General features: G+C 46.1%; 17 protein-coding genes. 7 read left to right on the top strand and 10 right to left on the bottom strand.

Annotated features, from left to right (window positions below):
• Positions 1 to 52 precede the first annotated feature (52 nt).
• The 4 genes from QUA02_RS18100 to QUA02_RS18085 form a co-directional block, all read right to left on the bottom strand.
• On the bottom strand, positions 53 to 385 hold the full coding sequence (locus tag QUA02_RS18100; protein WP_333029622.1) for a type IV pilin-like G/H family protein: 333 nt from the start codon (positions 383 to 385) through the stop codon (positions 53 to 55).
• 53 nt (positions 386 to 438) lie between these two features.
• Positions 439 to 963 (bottom strand): type IV pilin-like G/H family protein, encoded by a 525-nt coding sequence (locus QUA02_RS18095; RefSeq protein WP_333029621.1) that lies wholly within the window; start codon positions 961 to 963, stop codon positions 439 to 441.
• Positions 964 to 1,074: 111 nt separating this feature from the next.
• Positions 1,075 to 1,635, bottom strand: a complete 561-nt coding sequence (locus QUA02_RS18090; RefSeq protein ID WP_333029620.1) for an SPFH domain-containing protein — start codon at positions 1,633 to 1,635, stop codon at positions 1,075 to 1,077.
• Between the two features lie 141 nt (positions 1,636 to 1,776).
• The gene (locus tag QUA02_RS18085; RefSeq protein ID WP_333029619.1) at positions 1,777 to 2,322 is read right to left on the bottom strand and encodes an NfeD family protein; all 546 of its coding nucleotides are present in this window, start codon (positions 2,320 to 2,322) and stop codon (positions 1,777 to 1,779) included.
• Positions 2,323 to 2,497: 175 nt separating this feature from the next.
• Here QUA02_RS18085 and QUA02_RS18080 point away from each other — a divergent pair, with 175 nt between their 5' ends.
• The gene (locus QUA02_RS18080; RefSeq protein WP_333029618.1) at positions 2,498 to 4,294 is read left to right on the top strand and encodes an AAA-like domain-containing protein; all 1,797 of its coding nucleotides are present in this window, start codon (positions 2,498 to 2,500) and stop codon (positions 4,292 to 4,294) included.
• A 335-nt stretch (positions 4,295 to 4,629) separates the two neighbouring features.
• Positions 4,630 to 5,730 (top strand): iron-containing redox enzyme family protein, encoded by a 1,101-nt coding sequence (locus QUA02_RS18075; RefSeq protein ID WP_333029615.1) that lies wholly within the window; start codon positions 4,630 to 4,632, stop codon positions 5,728 to 5,730.
• Positions 5,731 to 5,909: 179 nt separating this feature from the next.
• Here the strand turns inward: QUA02_RS18075 and QUA02_RS18070 are convergent, their stop codons facing one another.
• Positions 5,910 to 6,629, bottom strand: coding sequence for a class I SAM-dependent methyltransferase (locus tag QUA02_RS18070; protein WP_333029613.1), 720 nt, complete (start codon positions 6,627 to 6,629; stop codon positions 5,910 to 5,912).
• A 748-nt stretch (positions 6,630 to 7,377) separates the two neighbouring features.
• Here QUA02_RS18070 and QUA02_RS18065 point away from each other — a divergent pair.
• Entirely contained in the window at positions 7,378 to 7,518 is a 141-nt protein-coding gene (locus tag QUA02_RS18065) for a hypothetical protein (protein WP_333029611.1), read from the top strand.
• A gap of 272 nt (positions 7,519 to 7,790) precedes the next feature.
• On the opposite strand, the gene QUA02_RS18060 is transcribed toward QUA02_RS18065, so the two are convergent.
• Both QUA02_RS18060 and QUA02_RS18055 read right to left on the bottom strand, forming a co-directional pair.
• A complete protein-coding gene (locus tag QUA02_RS18060) occupies positions 7,791 to 8,033 on the bottom strand; it encodes a ChaB family protein (RefSeq protein ID WP_333029609.1) in 243 nt (80 codons plus the stop codon).
• 197 nt (positions 8,034 to 8,230) lie between these two features.
• Positions 8,231 to 8,710, bottom strand: a complete 480-nt coding sequence (locus tag QUA02_RS18055; protein ID WP_333029607.1) for a YqhA family protein — start codon at positions 8,708 to 8,710, stop codon at positions 8,231 to 8,233.
• Between the two features lie 762 nt (positions 8,711 to 9,472).
• Between QUA02_RS18055 and QUA02_RS18050 the strand changes: the two genes are divergently transcribed.
• Together QUA02_RS18050 and QUA02_RS18045 are read left to right on the top strand one after the other, a co-directional pair.
• On the top strand, positions 9,473 to 10,465 hold the full coding sequence (locus QUA02_RS18050) for a hypothetical protein (protein ID WP_333029606.1): 993 nt from the start codon (positions 9,473 to 9,475) through the stop codon (positions 10,463 to 10,465).
• A gap of 65 nt (positions 10,466 to 10,530) precedes the next feature.
• Positions 10,531 to 11,337 (top strand): DUF4142 domain-containing protein, encoded by an 807-nt coding sequence (locus QUA02_RS18045; protein ID WP_333029605.1) that lies wholly within the window; start codon positions 10,531 to 10,533, stop codon positions 11,335 to 11,337.
• Between the two features lie 384 nt (positions 11,338 to 11,721).
• Here QUA02_RS18045 and QUA02_RS18040 read toward each other — a convergent pair whose 3' ends face one another.
• Positions 11,722 to 12,090 (bottom strand): Lin0512 family protein, encoded by a 369-nt coding sequence (locus QUA02_RS18040; RefSeq protein WP_333029603.1) that lies wholly within the window; start codon positions 12,088 to 12,090, stop codon positions 11,722 to 11,724.
• Positions 12,091 to 12,362: 272 nt separating this feature from the next.
• Between QUA02_RS18040 and QUA02_RS18035 the strand changes: the two genes are divergently transcribed.
• Together QUA02_RS18035 and QUA02_RS18030 are read left to right on the top strand one after the other, a co-directional pair.
• Positions 12,363 to 13,277, top strand: coding sequence for a branched-chain amino acid transaminase (locus QUA02_RS18035; protein WP_333029602.1), 915 nt, complete (start codon positions 12,363 to 12,365; stop codon positions 13,275 to 13,277).
• A gap of 164 nt (positions 13,278 to 13,441) precedes the next feature.
• Positions 13,442 to 13,726 (top strand): tetratricopeptide repeat protein, encoded by a 285-nt coding sequence (locus QUA02_RS18030; RefSeq protein ID WP_333029601.1) that lies wholly within the window; start codon positions 13,442 to 13,444, stop codon positions 13,724 to 13,726.
• 22 nt (positions 13,727 to 13,748) lie between these two features.
• Here the strand turns inward: QUA02_RS18030 and fghA are convergent, their stop codons facing one another.
• Positions 13,749 to 14,603 (bottom strand): S-formylglutathione hydrolase, encoded by an 855-nt coding sequence (fghA, locus tag QUA02_RS18025; RefSeq protein ID WP_333029599.1) that lies wholly within the window; start codon positions 14,601 to 14,603, stop codon positions 13,749 to 13,751.
• A 230-nt stretch (positions 14,604 to 14,833) separates the two neighbouring features.
• Complete coding sequence (locus QUA02_RS18020; RefSeq protein ID WP_333029597.1) at positions 14,834 to 15,943, bottom strand: S-(hydroxymethyl)glutathione dehydrogenase/class III alcohol dehydrogenase; 1,110 nt, start codon at positions 15,941 to 15,943, stop codon at positions 14,834 to 14,836.
• Positions 15,944 to 16,004 lie beyond the last annotated feature (61 nt).

The following is a 16,004-nucleotide window of genomic DNA, read 5'->3' as shown; positions in this document are numbered from 1 at the left end:
TTTTAAATCACCCTAACCTTCCTTCAGTCTTGTCTTATGGTACTCTGGCTGCTTAAAAACTGTCCGAACTATTGTAATTAAATACTGCTTGGTTAGTGGCGCGAATTGAATATTTGTAGTTTGTTGTTTCAGTTTTAATGCCAATCCCCAGTGCTTCAACTGAATTGGAAAAACTACCTCTGTCTAAAAAGTCCGCTTGCTGAGCTTTGTTCATTGAGCTAACATACACTTTTGCTTCCGCTTGCTTTGCTTTAGAGGCGCTATTCAAGAATGATGGAAAAACGAAAGCAGCCATTATTGGTCCAAGAAACATCAAAAGCATTAAACATCCACAACCAGCATAAATAGGTGAATTTCTATCTGAATTAGAATTTTCTTGACTCATGGTATTCTATCCTCATTGTTTGTATTTTTACCCAAGTTTCCCGGTCAAAGTCCCTATTTCGTGACTTCCTTTGTTCCCTTAGCGCAGACAGGGTAGCCTTTTTCTAGCTTGGGTAACTGCGGTTTAATAATCCCTCGTTTTTCAGCTTCACAGATGATAGTTATACTGCTCTTTTCATTAGCAGGAGCCTTGGTATCTAAATTTTGATATGATACCCGAAAGACTCCACCAGTATAGCTTTTAAAAGCGTTATTTTTAGGGAATGCATCATTAAAAACAGCTTCCTTGGTAACACTGATTGAATATCTATAGTTATTTGTAGTTTCAGATTTAAGGTCAATTTCCAAATCGGCACTTGAATTGCTGAAAACACTATTTTTTGCATAATATGCTTGCTGAGCTTTGTTCATTGAATAAAGATACTGCTTTGCTTCTGCTTCGGCTTCTACTTTCTTACGAGAATTAAAAAAGGAGAGCGTACTGGGAAGCTCCAGAAGCAACACTATAAGAGACACGATACCGAGTGCAATCAGCAACTTGATGCAAGAAGTGATGCAACCAGATTCTTGATTATTCATTGTTGTATTTTCTCAAGGTTATCAAAAAATGAATGGGTGTTGCTCTCAGAGAATTAGCATAGGCGATCGCCCCTTTCCCGTTGCGCGATCGCCCTCGATTGCAGCCCCGCTTTAAGCTCGCGCCTTTTGTACCTCTTTCCGCTCAAAGGATGTTGGCTGAATCATTTTACTGCCGATCGCAAAATCGCGCAATTCCACTCTCGTAAACTTCACACCCCAAGGATCGGTGGTTGTATCCAACTCCTCCACTAAAGCATTATTGATTTCATTGCGAGCCGTGTAAAGTTCCTCCAGAGATAATGTCGCAATGTGAGTCCGAATTGAAAGAATCAGCATATTTAACATCGCTTCCTTGAGATTCTGCACCTTGTAGGAAGCTTTTTCTAAGTCAATTATTCGCCAGTAAACAATAAATTCAACGGTAATGGCAAGGCGATCGCGCGTCGTGCATTCTTGCGGTGGCAGTCTTAAAATTTGCTCGCGCAGAGTTTGTTTATAGGCGACTGTTTCGACAAAGGGAATCAAAAATGTCAAACCAGGTTCGAGTTTCTTGCGATCGTACTTTCCGAAAATTTCAACTAAAGCCTCATCTCCTTGACGGACGATTTTGACGCTGTTGGCTAAGGATACTCCGGTGATTGCAAACAACACCATCAAAAAATACTGATACATAATGAATCTCCTGGTAAATAGTTGACAGTTGACAGTGGACAGTTGATAGTTGACAGTTGATAGTGATTTCTTAGTCTCTTAGAGAGGGACTTTGTTTGGCAAGAAGCGATTTCAATCGCCTAGTCATAAAAGAACTCAGGTTTAGCCGTTGATGTGAATTAATCTGTCAGGTACAACAATCAGCGTGTTTCCTTCGCGGCGCAAAACGTAAACTTTTTGTCTGGGTGCGATCGCCCCTTGGGAATCTTCATTGCGAGCTTTCCACGAAGCCCCTTCATAAATCACCATTCCGGTTTCTCCGGGGAAAATTTCGGAGATAGTTGTCGCTTCGGTTGCTTCGGGAATCACAAACTTTTTCCGAACAATGAAAATCGGTCGAATCCAGATACTCAGCGCGAGGGCTATCCCCATCCAGTAGAAGATTTGCCAGTCAAAATCTTCATACATGATGTTCGCCCAACTAAACTGAAATGCTACCGATCCTCTCCACAAAATAAATGATTCAATTAAAGCCGAAGCTCCTATCATTAGCAGGTAAAACCTGTATTTTTGGGGCTGAGTTTTGATGATTAATAGCTCGATCGCACTAAGCACAACTCCGATCAGCAACCACAACATCGGGGGGGTGAAGGCGAAACCTGGTTGATTAGTGGCTGACGCCAGCGACCAAATTAGGATAGAATACACAATGCTTTTACCTCGTTGCGATGGGATTCAACCTTGTTATTTCTAATCTAATCAGGTGGCTATTTGAGTTGGCGACTGAGTTATTTGAAAAATCATCGACTTTTCATCGACTTTTCATCGACTTTAAGGGCGGTTGGCATTTATGATGGTTTCAGTGTCTCGATCGTTATAAGCAATGCCACGATCGCTAAGGGTGCGCGAAGAGTGCATTCGCGCAGTTAAATCCTGTCTCCTAAGAAATGGCTTCCCCAGTCAGAAAATTCTGGCTGAGGATTTAGGGATGGCCCAATCTACTGTCAGCCATTTTCTGAATGGCAAACCTGTGGATTATGCCAATTTCATCGAAATTTGTCGCGGATTAGGGCAGGAATGGCGCGATATAGCGGATTTTGAGGCGAATTCAGAGCCAGAGGAGGTACTGCTTGTGAGGGCAAAAGTGGCGATCCTCTTCGAGGGCTTTCCTTCGGATCGCTTCGCTAACGCCAACGCCCGATCGACCTCACACAATACGCTTTCCCAGCAGTTACACCAAGCTTTGAGTGCGGGAAGCCACGAAGTCTTTTTTATTAACAACAGCAGCGACTCAGGTTCATATTTAAAGCGTTGCGATTATTTGCTGTTGCTGATTTCCGAAGAATCTGCCGCTAGCGAAATGATATTGGAACAAGTGCAGCTAGCCAAAGAATTGCACAAATTAAGTGGTCCTAAACCCGCAATTTTACCGATTTGCGTTGAATTAAATACACCGCTTTCCTTTGATTTACTCAGCTATTTAGCAGGAGTTCAGCCCTGGCTTTGGCGCGGTACTGGCGACTCATCAAAGTTATTATCAGAAATTTTAAATATCATCAAAGAAGGTCGCACATCGTTAACTGCCGACCATGAATTAGCTGTACAATGGAACGCAATTAGTAGCACAAAACAGTCGATAATTCAACCCCTGCCAGCCGCGCCGCCAGAATTGCCGGGAGGGCAAGTTGAAATAGCTTCTCGTTTTTATATCGATCGCCCTCCGATCGAATCACGCTGTTACGAGACGATCGCCCAACCGGGAGCACTGATCCGCATAAAAGCACCCAGACAAATGGGCAAAACTTCTTTGATGGCGAGGATTTTGCATCATGCAGAAGTGCAAGGTTCTCGCACGGTAGCGCTGAGTTTTCAGCTAGCAAATAGGAGAATATTCACTAATTCAGATACATTTTTGCAGTGGTTTTGTGCTAGCATCGGTCAAGAGTTAGGAATGCTGGAGCAGTTGCCGAAGTGTTGGGAATTAGCGGATTTGATTGGCAGCAATCAGTGTTGCAAGGCTTATTTTGAACAGTATTTGCTGTCTGAATCTTCAAAACCTCTGACGTTAGGCTTGGATGAGAGCGATCGCCTGTTTGAATCGCCGGAAATTGCCGACGACTTTTTTGGGTTATTGCGAGCTTTACACGAAGAAGCAAAACGGCGAGATATTTGGAAAAAGTTTCGTTTGATTGTGGTGCATTCGACGGAAGTTTATATCCCGCTGGATGTGAATAAATCGCCGTTTAATGTGGGTTTACCGATTGAATTGCTGGAGTTTAATTCGCAGCAAGTGCAAGACTTAGCAGCGCGACACGGAATCAATTGGAGCGCTACAGAAGTTGCAGAAATGATGGCGCTAGTGGGAGGACATCCCTATTTAGTGCGACTGGCGATGTATCGCATTGCCCGTCAAGATGTGACTTTAAATCACTTGCTGAAATCGGCGACAACGGAGGCAGGAATTTACAGCGACCATTTGCGCAGGCATTTGTGGAATTTAGAAAAATATCCAGAATTAATCGAGGCGATGAGAGAGGTTTCGAGTGTGCAAAAGCCAGTCAGATTGAGGCTAGAGTTGGCGTTTAAATTAAACAGTATGGGGTTGGTGAAACAGGAGGGCAATTATTGCAGTGCGAGATGCACTTTGTATGAGGAGTATTTTCGCGATCGCCTAGGTTGATAGTCTTAGGTTGTACCAGTCTCAAGAACGGGCTCTCCGGCCCGTTCCACAAGAAAATGGAGTTTTTGTGGAACGGGCCGGAGAGCCCGTTGCTAAACAGGCGATTGAGAAGGAAGCCTGATATAAGTTAATACCATTTTCCATAAACGTTGTTACCTTTACTCACAAGTTGAAAGGGTATGAGACGGTAGCGGTCAAATCTCTATCAATGGAAGGGTGTATGCCGCTGACTGATTCGCTATATTGAAATTAATTAGCCAGAATCCTCAGCAATCTGCAACGGTTGGCTGTTTGGGCAGGCAGCACAATAATCAAAGTCATAATAAGTTGATTCCATGCAAAACACGGCAGATTTACTCCCCAAAATAGACTCGCCGAGTCTTCCCAAAAAGCAACCGGCACCCCCAAATTACGAAGCAGCCGATCGGCAATTTGTCAATTTGCTAGAGGTCGAGGATTTAGACAAGACTGTGGCGGCAAAACCGTTACTTGTCAGCGATTTTGAAAGCGCGATCGCAGTGGCCCTTCGATCGGCTTATCAGGAACCGAACGGCGATGAGGCGGCTCACCGCTTCTTGCAGCGCGTGCTTTACCGTATCAACCGCCTCAACTTGTTTTGGTACGACGATTTGCGCCGCTACAACAACGAGCGATCTCACTATTTGCGTTCGGTGCGCGATCGCATCGAGGAACCTTGGCAGCAGTGGGAAATCGCGCAAATCGACGTTGCAGCGCTGCAAAAATTGCCGGATGTCAAGCAAGCGCTGCGCGATCGCGCGGCCGCCGATGTCGATCCTCCGCTAACTGAGCTCGATCGCTACCAGCGGGAACAGATGACTGAAGGGGGATACAGACACCTGCTGGCGATCGCCTCTTTCGACGGTTTAGTTGAAGCCAGCCGCCTTTCTCGCATCCTCGGCGGTGCCGGCAACGAAATTCAGTGTACCCTGACGCGGGTGCTGATCGAAGAATACGGCGGCGGTCGCCTTCCCCGCAAGCACTCGACCTTTTTTGCTCAAATGCTGGCTGAATTCGATATGAGTACGGAACCAGAAGCGTACTTCGATTTAGTCCCTTGGGAAGTGCTCGCCGGCATCAATCACAACTTTCTGCTGACGGAACGCAAGCGCCATTTTCTGCGCTACAACGGCGGACTCACTTATTTTGAGGTTGCGGGGCCCGTGGCTTACCGCAATTATCTAGCCGCAGCGCAGCGTCTGGGCCTGTCACAGGCTGCGATGGGTTATTGGGAACTGCACATCAAAGAAGACGAGCGTCACGGCCGCTGGATGTTGGATGAAGTGGCGATGCCGCTGGTTGATAGATACCCGCAGGAGGCGTGGGAGCTGGTGTTGGGGTACGATCAGGAGAAGTCGATCGGCGATCGGGCTGCGGCTGCTGTAGTGCGATCGATCCAAGCGGCAGAACGGAATTAACGGCTGTATAGGGTGCATCAAAGACTGATGCACCCTATATCTTGCAGCGTTTTCAATCAGCCTTTTAGGAACAGGCTTTCCGGCCTGTTCCACAAAGAGTGTATTTCTCGCTTCACAGGCATCTTGCCTGTTGCTGACAATGGTGCAACATCTCAGATGCACCCTACCAGCGATGTATTTTAAAATGCTGTCATTAACTGAATTAGCTCGATCGACAAATCTCTTTGCGACTTTTGCTGCTTCTTAAACAAAACTCCAGCCAGCAGATAGATATTTTCCGAATAAAAAGCCATTCCCTGTTCTCGGAGACTGGCGATCGCGCTTTTCACCTTGGGTTCCGAACTATAATAGCCAAAAGTTAAAGGTGCAATCTCAAAATTCGCAACAGAGTAGCCTCGATCCAAGGCATAATCGATCAAACCCACAGGATTAGAATAGCTAGAAACCATTAGCAAAACTTCGTCGCAGCCCAAAGATAAAAGTTTCTTAGCTATTGTAGAACCATCAGTCCCGCCGTGCAACAGCGGCTGGTAAATCTTATCATCCACCGCCGGCAAGTAAGGCGGATTTGAGATTACACAATCCGCCGACTCGTATAAAGGCGAATCAAAAAAAGAGCAATTGTTGACAATGTATTGTTCGCTCAGTTCGTATTCCTTAATTTGAGACTGAGCAATTTTCCAAGCTACTTTATTTAGCTCAAATCCCTGTACAGTCCCATCAAAATCAGTCCTCAGCAAAGACTTAATAACTGGACTTCCCTCTCCTGAACCAAACTCTACGATAAGTCGAGAATTGTCGCTGGCATTTAACACTAAACTTTCCAAGCAATGCGCGTAAAAATCCGATTCTTCCGGGCAGTGGAATACCTGTTTCAGGGGATGGGATGAAGTGAGCATAAATTCTGTAACAAAGTTGACTGTTTTTAACTTATCGAATAACTAATATTGCAGCCATCTGTCGCAAGAGCTATTTTATTAACTTGTGATATCTATCTCTTCCTGTTTTACCTGCTGCGATCGAAGAACTATTACTGCCGAGCTCTCATAAAATTAACGAGATTAATCCGATTGACAGATTGCAATTAGAGCGATTGCTGTTGAGATATTACCTAACCAACTAATTGTAAATTTTAATAGTGTCAGATATGACCTTTTTTAATTATTCAGTTCCGCCTCTGCGTCGAAAACAGCTTAACATCGAGGTTCAGGAGTTGAGAAGGGCTTTTGCAGGTTCAGTTTCCCCTTGGCAAAGATCGATTTTATTCAAAATTTTATACTTGTCTGAATCGAGCTTGCCTGCTGTGGAGCTTACTGTTAATACCCATATTCGGCACAGCACAATTTTTTTCCTGTGAGTTGGATCTTGCAAGCAGCTTTGTGGTCAGCCATCGGCCTTGTAGGTACAGCAGAAATAGTAAGCATGACATACTCTTGGGTCAAAATAGAACGCCTGACTTGGGGGAGCATCCCATTTTTGCTTTCAGATCGTGGACGGTTGCATTAGAATAATATATTTGGATCGTATTGAGTGCGAGCGTCTCGCTCGCGATCCCTACCGCGAGCGAGACGCTCGCACTCCTAAAAAACGCTTTTTACCAAATTGGGATGCTCCCTGACTTGGGTGCTTTACGGTTGGGTAATACTAATGTTATTAGGATTGCTGCTGACCGATTTGGGCATTTTTTTAGGTGGGGAAAAAGTGTTGGCGAATCTCTGTTCCCTGTGGTTGGGACTGAGGGGAATTGGGTATTTTGGAACTGGATTCGCAGTGCGATCGCGCTTTTAGCGGCAAGTTTCTTTCATCTGTCGGGGATTTGAATTTTGCCTTATACTGGCGGTTGGTTTTTCCTGTTAACTACCCTGAATTAACTCCTCAACAGCAGCATTTTGATCGGGCACAGCACCGAAGCCGACAGCGCTCAACATAAATCATTACCCACAAGTCATCAGTCATCAGTACCTTGCTAATGACTGATGATATTATGTCCGCTATAACAACCTCACTACAAACCGGATAGGGGTTATTTTAGCGGACACTATATGACTGATGGGTGATGACTAATTGCCACCAGACTGTACTGATTTGCGGGTTTGGTTAGTATCGTCGCCCTTGTGATGCCACGTGCCACCTTCGCCTTGAACATATTCTGATTTTACGCTGTTCCAAGCCACGCTCGCAGCACCATCTTCGCTCATTCCATCTTCGCTAGCGCTCTTAAAAGCAGCCTGAAAAATATGCTGCGCTCCCTCGGGCAGTTCTTGTGCTTCTGAAGGTAAGGTGTCAAATTGTTGTTCTGGCATAATGGCCTCCAATTATTAAACATAAATTCAAGCTTATAGACTAAACGCAACTCTCTTCCTCTCTCTAAAAGCAAGTTTTAGACCGCATTTTTATCAGTCCGAAGACAGATGTAATATTAAATTTATTGTAAATAAATAATGCAGGTTGCCGTTGCTGGTTCAGCCGGATTTGGCTAATTTCCCTGCTCAAACAGCCACTAATCTGACTTCGGCTTTTTCACCTGGGAACTTAGAAAATACGTCAGCGCAGCGATTACTAAAGCGATACCCCCTCCAAAGGGAAGGATGTTTGTCCCGCCGTTCCACCGAACTACCTCAGAGAGAAACAATACACTCAACACTACTACAATCACGCTGGTGAGTTTGGTTTTCAGGTCGTCGATGGTGTGAATCTCCAGCCAGTGTGGTACTTTGATGCGCTCGTCAATAAACAGCTCGTAAAGTCCGAGTGCAGTAATGTAAAATACTGTGGCGAGGAGAAACAAATCTACAACTTCGATGAAAGACAGAATCAGTTGTTTCGAGTTTTCGCTGGAAACCGGTGCTGTAGTTGTGTTGCCGATGGTAATGAGGGTTTCCAGGGCACCGTAGATCAAAAGCGTCACAGAGGCTGCAAAACAACCGAATACAGCGATTAACATTAGATAGCGACTTCGGGCAAGAATTCGATGCAGCATAGTTGATGTCCGCTTGGGAAATGTGTTAAAGAACAACCGCTCTCTGGCATACCTTTGGCTTTACTATATCAGGGTTTGCCCGATCGCACTCACAAGCAATTCTTCTCATCCGCCGTCGCTGGTTAATGTAAATGTCGCGCGGGCTCGGCTCGGATCGCCCTCAGTTCGCCTTCCTAGGAAGGCGGCGGCGCAAGTCAAAGCCCAGTCACAACCCTTGATGCTATCAGGTAACAAGCGTTCTGGCGACTCTAAGCGGTCGCAAAGAGCTCTTTGAGATCGTGTAGTTTCCTGGGAAAGTTTGAGCAGTATTCTGCCAAAGCCAAAATTGCCAGCAGCAACTTAAGGAAAAATAGCGCTCAAAAAAATCTTAAACTAGCTCATCTGGCGGAGCTAAGCGAGCGAAACGTTAACCCAAAATATTTCACATCGACCGGGTTTCTATCCCCATGCGTAAGTTTTAATTTAGCTAGTCGGCCCCCGAATCAAATATCATCCACCACCTGAAATAAAACGCCATTTTGCCAAATATTCCTCAAGATGAATGGCGAACTTGAACGATAAGTAATAGCTTATAAACTGTTAACGCTACGGTGTAATTTCCCAATTGCAAAATAATCGAGGGAACGGGACTAAATTTGCTCCCTTACCTTCATTATCCCGCAGCGAATGTTAGAAAAGTTGCACGCTACGCTGTCAATTTGACCCTGCGGTTTTGAAAGCAGAAGCGATGCAGCACTATACCAGGTAAAAGCAAGCATAACCATGAAATCTTCTAAATTGTTGAAAATTGTTTTAGCAGGTGCTTGTACTTTAAGTTTAGCAACGGTTTCCTTAGCAGTGCCTGCTTCTGCCCAGTCAGGCGGCGGTGCTGGAGGCGGTGCTGGAGGCGGTGCTGGAGGCGGTGCTGGAGGCAGTGGCACAAGCGGTACGACTGGTACAACTGGCACAAGCGGTACGACTGGTACAACGGGCACAAGCGGTACAAGCGGTACGACTGGTACAAGCGGTACGACTGGTACAAGCGGTACGACTGGTACAAGCGGTACGACTGGTACAAGCGGTACTGGCACAACCGATACAACTGGTACAAGCGGTACGAGTGGCACCGGTACAAGCGGTACAAGCGGTACGAGTGGCACCGGTACAAGCGGTACAAGCGGTACGAGTGGCACCGGTACAAGCGGTACGAGTGGCACCGGTACAAGCGGTACGAGTGGCACCGGTACAAGCGGTACGGGTACAAGCGGTACAAGCGGTACAAGCGGTACGGGTACAAGCGGTACAAGCGGTACAACCGGTACGACAGGCACCGGTACAAGCGGTACAAGCGGTACGACAGGCACCGGTACAAGCGGTACAAGCGGTACAAGCGGTACGACAGGCACTGGTACAAGCGGTACAACCGGTACAAGCGGTACAAGCGGTACAACCGGTACGACAGGCACCGGTACAAGCGGTACAACCGGTACGACAGGCACCGGTACAAGCGGTACAAGCGGTACGAGTGGCACCGGTACAAGCGGTACAACTGGTACGACAGGCACCGGTACAAGCGGTACAACTGGTACGACAGGCACCGGTACAAGCGGTACAACTGGTACGACAGACGGTACGACATCGGCGCCGACTGACACGAATTCTGGAGTTTTGAGTGCTCGGCGCGATCGCCACAACAATTTGGGGTGGCTGGGTGCCCTGGGCGCGTTTGGTTTGCTCAACTTGTTTCGGAAAAGCGGTACAGCGTCCCATCGCTAGTTTCGGGCGATTCCCGTAGGGATAGCTTCGCGCGTACTTTTGAAAACTTAGAGGCTTAGAAATTCATGACTTCACTCAATCGCAAAAGTTTGTTCCAAAAATTGGTAACAGTTGCCGGAATTGCCGGCGTTAGTTCCTCGATAGCTGTGCCGGGATTCGCAGAATTAAACCGCCAGAGTCACGGCTTCAACCTGTCGGGCGATCGGGTTTTTGAGCTTGCTCAAAACGATTCCAACAATCTTAGTCCTTCTGACTCTCCTATTATCGATCCCAACAACAATAACAATCCCGGCCGTTCTCCCAACACTCCCAATAGCCCCAACAACAATAACAATCCCGGCAGTTCTTCCGACACTCCTAATAGCCCCAGCAACAATAACAATCCCGGCCGTTCTCCCAACTCTCCCAGAGGCGAAAATTCTCCTAATTCTCTCAGCAGCAGAGACAAAAACTTTGTCATGCAAGCCGCTCAAACTGGTATGCTGGAAGTGCAGCTCGGCAGGTTAGCCGTGCAGCGCGGTTCTAGCGCTAGTGTCAAGCAGTACGGGCAACAAATGGTTGACGAACACACGCAGAAAAATCAAGAACTGATGCAGTTAGCAATGCAAAAGGGCCAAGAAGTTCCAACCGAAATGAGCAGCCAGAACAAAGCTTTGAGCGATCGACTTTCCCGGCTATCGGGTACAAGTTTTGACGCAGCTTACAAGCAGGCCATGATCGACAGCCACAATCAGGCTATTGCTCTGTTTCAGGCTCAATCTCAACAGGGACAAGAGCCCGAGTTGAAGGCTTGGGCCGCCCAGACTTTGCCGAACCTTCAGGCGCACTTGCAAATGGTTAACCAAATGTTGGCAGATACCACCCAACAGTAATATTAGGTAGAGTCCGATCGCTTCAAACCCGATCGGACTCTACCTTTGCTGCTGGGACAGGGAACAGCAATAAATTTTTCTAAATGCTATAATTTTTGAGGACAATGGAAGATTTTCTGCGCCGTTTGTTGGGTAGCAACATTACAGTGACGTGGCTGTTCTTAATCGTAGGGTTTTGCTGGATTGCTTACATACCCGGACGCCTGAGAAATTAAAAATTATCAATTAAAACTTAAAAATATTCTCGGGTGCGTCAGAACCTCACATTTTCTCCCGTATTGCATGAGAACCATCAGACGCACCCTACCACGATCGTTCGATCGCCCGATCGCGGAAACAAGCTTGCGTGCGATCGGGCGATTTATTCAAACAACAAACAATTAGTTAATCCTGAGTGTCCACAAAAACAGTCACAGCCGCCACAGCGATTAGCATTTCATCATTTTTATCATTCAGAGAGGCGATCGCCCTTCCTGCCACAATCATGCCCCCTTGCTCGACAATCAGAGTTTTGCTCCCAAAAGGCAGCACCGCCAACACCTCATCGGGCCGCACTTGTTCCGGGTAAGGAACAGCCACCTTTACCTCAACAATCATCTGATTGGGGTCGCTCAAACCCGCCACTTCCCATACGCCTAGGAGAGCATTGTGGGCGATCGCATTCCGCACAGCCCTAGCACAGGCTACAGTCGGTTCCTGCCCGTGCTGGTCTATACCCATCCCCATTTCAATGATGAAACATTTACGCGCCATAGTTGCCCCTTGGTTGATTTTTGTTTGTAGTCGTTAGCACTCTTTCCCAAAACAATTATCAACCAAACAGACCGCTCTTGATATTATTTTATAAATTGATATAACAACAAAAGAATAATCCCAGTGTCAAAAAAGAATTCAACTGTAGGCAAGCTTCAAACCCTTATGAAATCAGTCATTTTAAATCTCAAATCTAAAATGGTATAACTTATGGTAATATAACCAAATTCACCATTCCTCGCGGACTGCCAAACTCATCGCCAGCTTGAATCATGGATAGTTTTCTACCAATTGCCTACTTTCAAAACCAATTTCTCCCATTTAGCGACGCCAAAATTTCCATAGCCACCCACGCACTGCACTACGGAACCGGAGTTTTAGGCGGGTTGCGGGGAATTCCAGACCCCCAAAATGCCGATCGAATATTGCTATTTAGATTAGACCGCCACTGTCAAAGATTAAGTCAAAGTGCCAGCTTCCTCCACTGCGATTTGCCTGCCAGCAAAATCCAACAAATAATCCTTGATTTTGTCCAGAAAAACCAGCCAACAAAATCATTTTATATCCGCCCTTTTATCTACACCTCCAGTTTGGGAATTGCCCCCAGACTGCACAACGTAGAAACCGACTTTTTTGTCTACGGATTAGAACTTTCAGACTATTTGCCCAAAGAAGGAGTCAACTGTAGAATTAGCTCTTGGTACCGCCAAGAAGACCGCAGTTTGCCTTTAAGAGGTAAAATTAGCGGTGCTTACATCACCTCAGCATTAGCCAAAACAGAAGCAGTAGAATCCGGCTTCGACGAAGCAATTATGATGAATTCTCAAGGAAAAGTCAGCGAAGCTTCAGGAATGAACATATTTGTCGCCAGAAACGGTAAATTAGTTACTCCCGGTTTCGAGCAAGATATTCTCGAAGGAATTACCAGAGACAGCGTAATCACAATCGCCCGAGACTTAGGAATTGAAGTCATAGAAAGACCAGTTGATAAATCAGAATTGTTGATTGCAGACGAGATTTTCCTCTGCGGAACCGCAGCCAAAATTACGCCAATTAATCGAGTGGAAAACTATCAATTGCCCAAAAACCGACCCCTCACCGAAAAACTCTTGCACAAACTCACGGGAATCATCGAAAATCGCGATAGTAACTACCAAGACTGGGTATTTCCCATCAACCTAAATTAACCGTTTGTAGTGAGGAGTTCAGTCCTTCTTGTAAGGACTAAATTCCTCACTATAAACCATCAACTGGACTGCTGTGTCCTTACACCCGTCTGCTGTATTTCATCGGCTTGAAAACTTCTATATCGACGCTCCATAATTAACTAGATCGATAATTAAGAAATGCGATGGAAGCTCAAGAATTTTACGAACAAGGATTCGACCTCGGTCGCAGGGGGCTTTACGAGGAAGCAGTTGCAGCTTTTACTCAAGCAATAAATCTCAATCCTGACTTTGTAGAAGCTTACATGATTCGTGCTACTGCTCGAAGTGGAACAGGAGATTTACAGGGGGGAATTGAAGATTTTGAGAAAGCTATGGATATCTACAGGGCTAGAGGACAATCGCAAATAGCTGATATGCTTTTAGTCCCCTGGAGTGCGCTGCACAATGAAATTAGGTTTAAGGACTAAAGTCCTTACTACAAACTAAAGTTCACTCACACAAAACAGCCGCGTGATGCCGAATGTGCTCCTCCATAAAACTCGCAATAAAATAATAGCTGTGATCGTAACCTTCCTGCATCCTTAAAATTAGCGGCTGTCCCGCTTTTGCACAAGCTTCCGCGAACACTTCCGGCAACAACTGCCCGTCAGCAAGAAACAAATCAGCAGTGCCGCAGTCAATCAAAATCGGACGATTGTATTGCGCTGCAACAACCAATTCACTAGCATCCCAAGCCCTCCAAATCTCTTTGTCGCCGCCGAGGTAGTTTGCAAAAGCTTTTTGTCCCCAAGGGCAGCGCATTGGCGCGGAAATAGGCGCAAAAGCGGAAACTGAAAGATAGCGATCGCCATTTTTCAAAGCGCAAATTAAAGCCCCGTGTCCGCCCATCGAATGACCGAAAATTCCCTGTTTTTCCGGTATCGCCGGAAAATTTTCGGCGATTAAATTCGGCAATTCATCAACCACATAACTGTACATTCGATAGTGAGAATTCCAAGGTGCGGCTGTCGCATCAACATAAAAACCCGCACCACTTCCTAAATCCCAATCGTCATCTTCGCCAGGAATACCAGTATTGCGCGGGCTTGTGTCGGGCGCAACCAGCATTAAGCCGTATTTTGCCGCAAATTGTTGCGCCCCCGCTTTTGCCATAAAGTTTTCTTCCGTGCAGGTTAAACCTGATAGGAAATATAGGACGGGTACGGGTTGAGATAAAGCTTGCGGCGGCTGATAAACCGCGAATTTCATCTCGCTGTTGCAAGCGGAGGATTGATGGCTGTAAAAGCCGAGTTTGCCGCCGAAACTTTTATATTCTTTGTGCAGTTTTAGGGATTCAGAGAGCATAATTAGGAATTGGGAATTGGGAATTGGGAATTAAGCTTTGTTCTATCTCACATCTTGCACCATTCTCAAGAACAGGCAAGATGCCTGTTCCACAAAGAGTGAATTTTCTTGTGGAACAGGCATCTTGCCTGTTCATAAAAAGCTTATTGAGAATGGTGCAATATCTCCGTTCTATCCGTTACATCCGTTACAAAATCCGTTGCCGAACCTCTTCCTTCACCTTCACAAACTCAAAAAGTCAAAACTGTGCGAATTACTTCGCCTTTGTGCATTAAATCAAAGGCTTCATTGATTTTGTCGATCGGCATTACCCGAGATACCAGACTGTCAATATCAATTTTACCGTCCATGTACCAATCAACAATCTTAGGAACATCAGTTCGGCCTTTTGCCCCCCCAAAAGCCGTGCCTTTCCAAACCCTGCCAGTTACTAGCTGAAACGGGCGGGTGCTAATTTCTTGACCTGCTCCCGCTACCCCGACAATTACGCTCACGCCCCAACCTTTGTGGCAGCATTCCAAAGCTTGACGCATCACATTAATGTTGCCGATACATTCAAAACTGTAATCTGCTCCGCCTTTGGTTAAATCTACTAAATAAGGCACTAAATCGCCTTCGACTTCGCGGGGATTGACAAAGTGAGTCATGCCGAATTTTTCCGCCATCTCTCGCTTGTCGGGATTCAAGTCTACCCCGACAATCATGTTAGCTCCCACCATGCGAGCCGCTTGAATTACATTCAAACCCACGCCGCCCAAACCGAAAACTACCACATTAGAACCGGGTTCTACTTTTGCAGTATTAATGACAGCGCCGATGCCAGTTGTGACGCCGCAGCCGATCAAACAAACTTTATCAAAAGGAGCATCTTCGCGAATTTTTGCTACTGCAATTTCCGGCAATACTGTATAATTAGCAAAGGTAGAAGTTCCCATGTAATGGTAAAGTTTTTGCCCGTCTAGGGAAAACCTACTCGTGCCGTCGGGCATCACTCCCTTGCCTTGAGTCACGCGAATTGCTTGACAGAGATTGGTTTTTTGGCTCAAACAATATTCGCAGTTGCGACATTCGGGAATGTAGAGAGGAATTACCCGATCGCCCACTTTGACACTCGTGACTCCCGGCCCCACTTCTGCCACAATCCCGGCTCCCTCGTGGCCTAAAATAGCCGGAAACAAACCTTCAGGATCGGCACCGGAAAGAGTGTAAGCATCAGTGTGACAAACACCCGTGGCTTTAATTTCCACCAGCACCTCTCCAGCCCTCGACCCATCTAGATCAACCGTTTCAATGCTCAAAGGTTGGCCGGCACTGCGAGCAACGGCTGCTTTTACTTTCATGCTTTCTCCCTGCGATCGATTTGTCAATTAACCAGTCAATATGTATTGTATTACTTAAGGT

Source organism: Microcoleus pseudofavosus SVA1_A4 (assembly GCF_036700565.1).
Lineage (GTDB): Bacteria > Cyanobacteriota > Cyanobacteriia > Cyanobacteriales > Microcoleaceae > Microcoleus.
The sequence above is the reverse complement of the archived record's forward strand: the minus strand, read 5'-3'. Positions and strand labels throughout refer to the sequence as shown.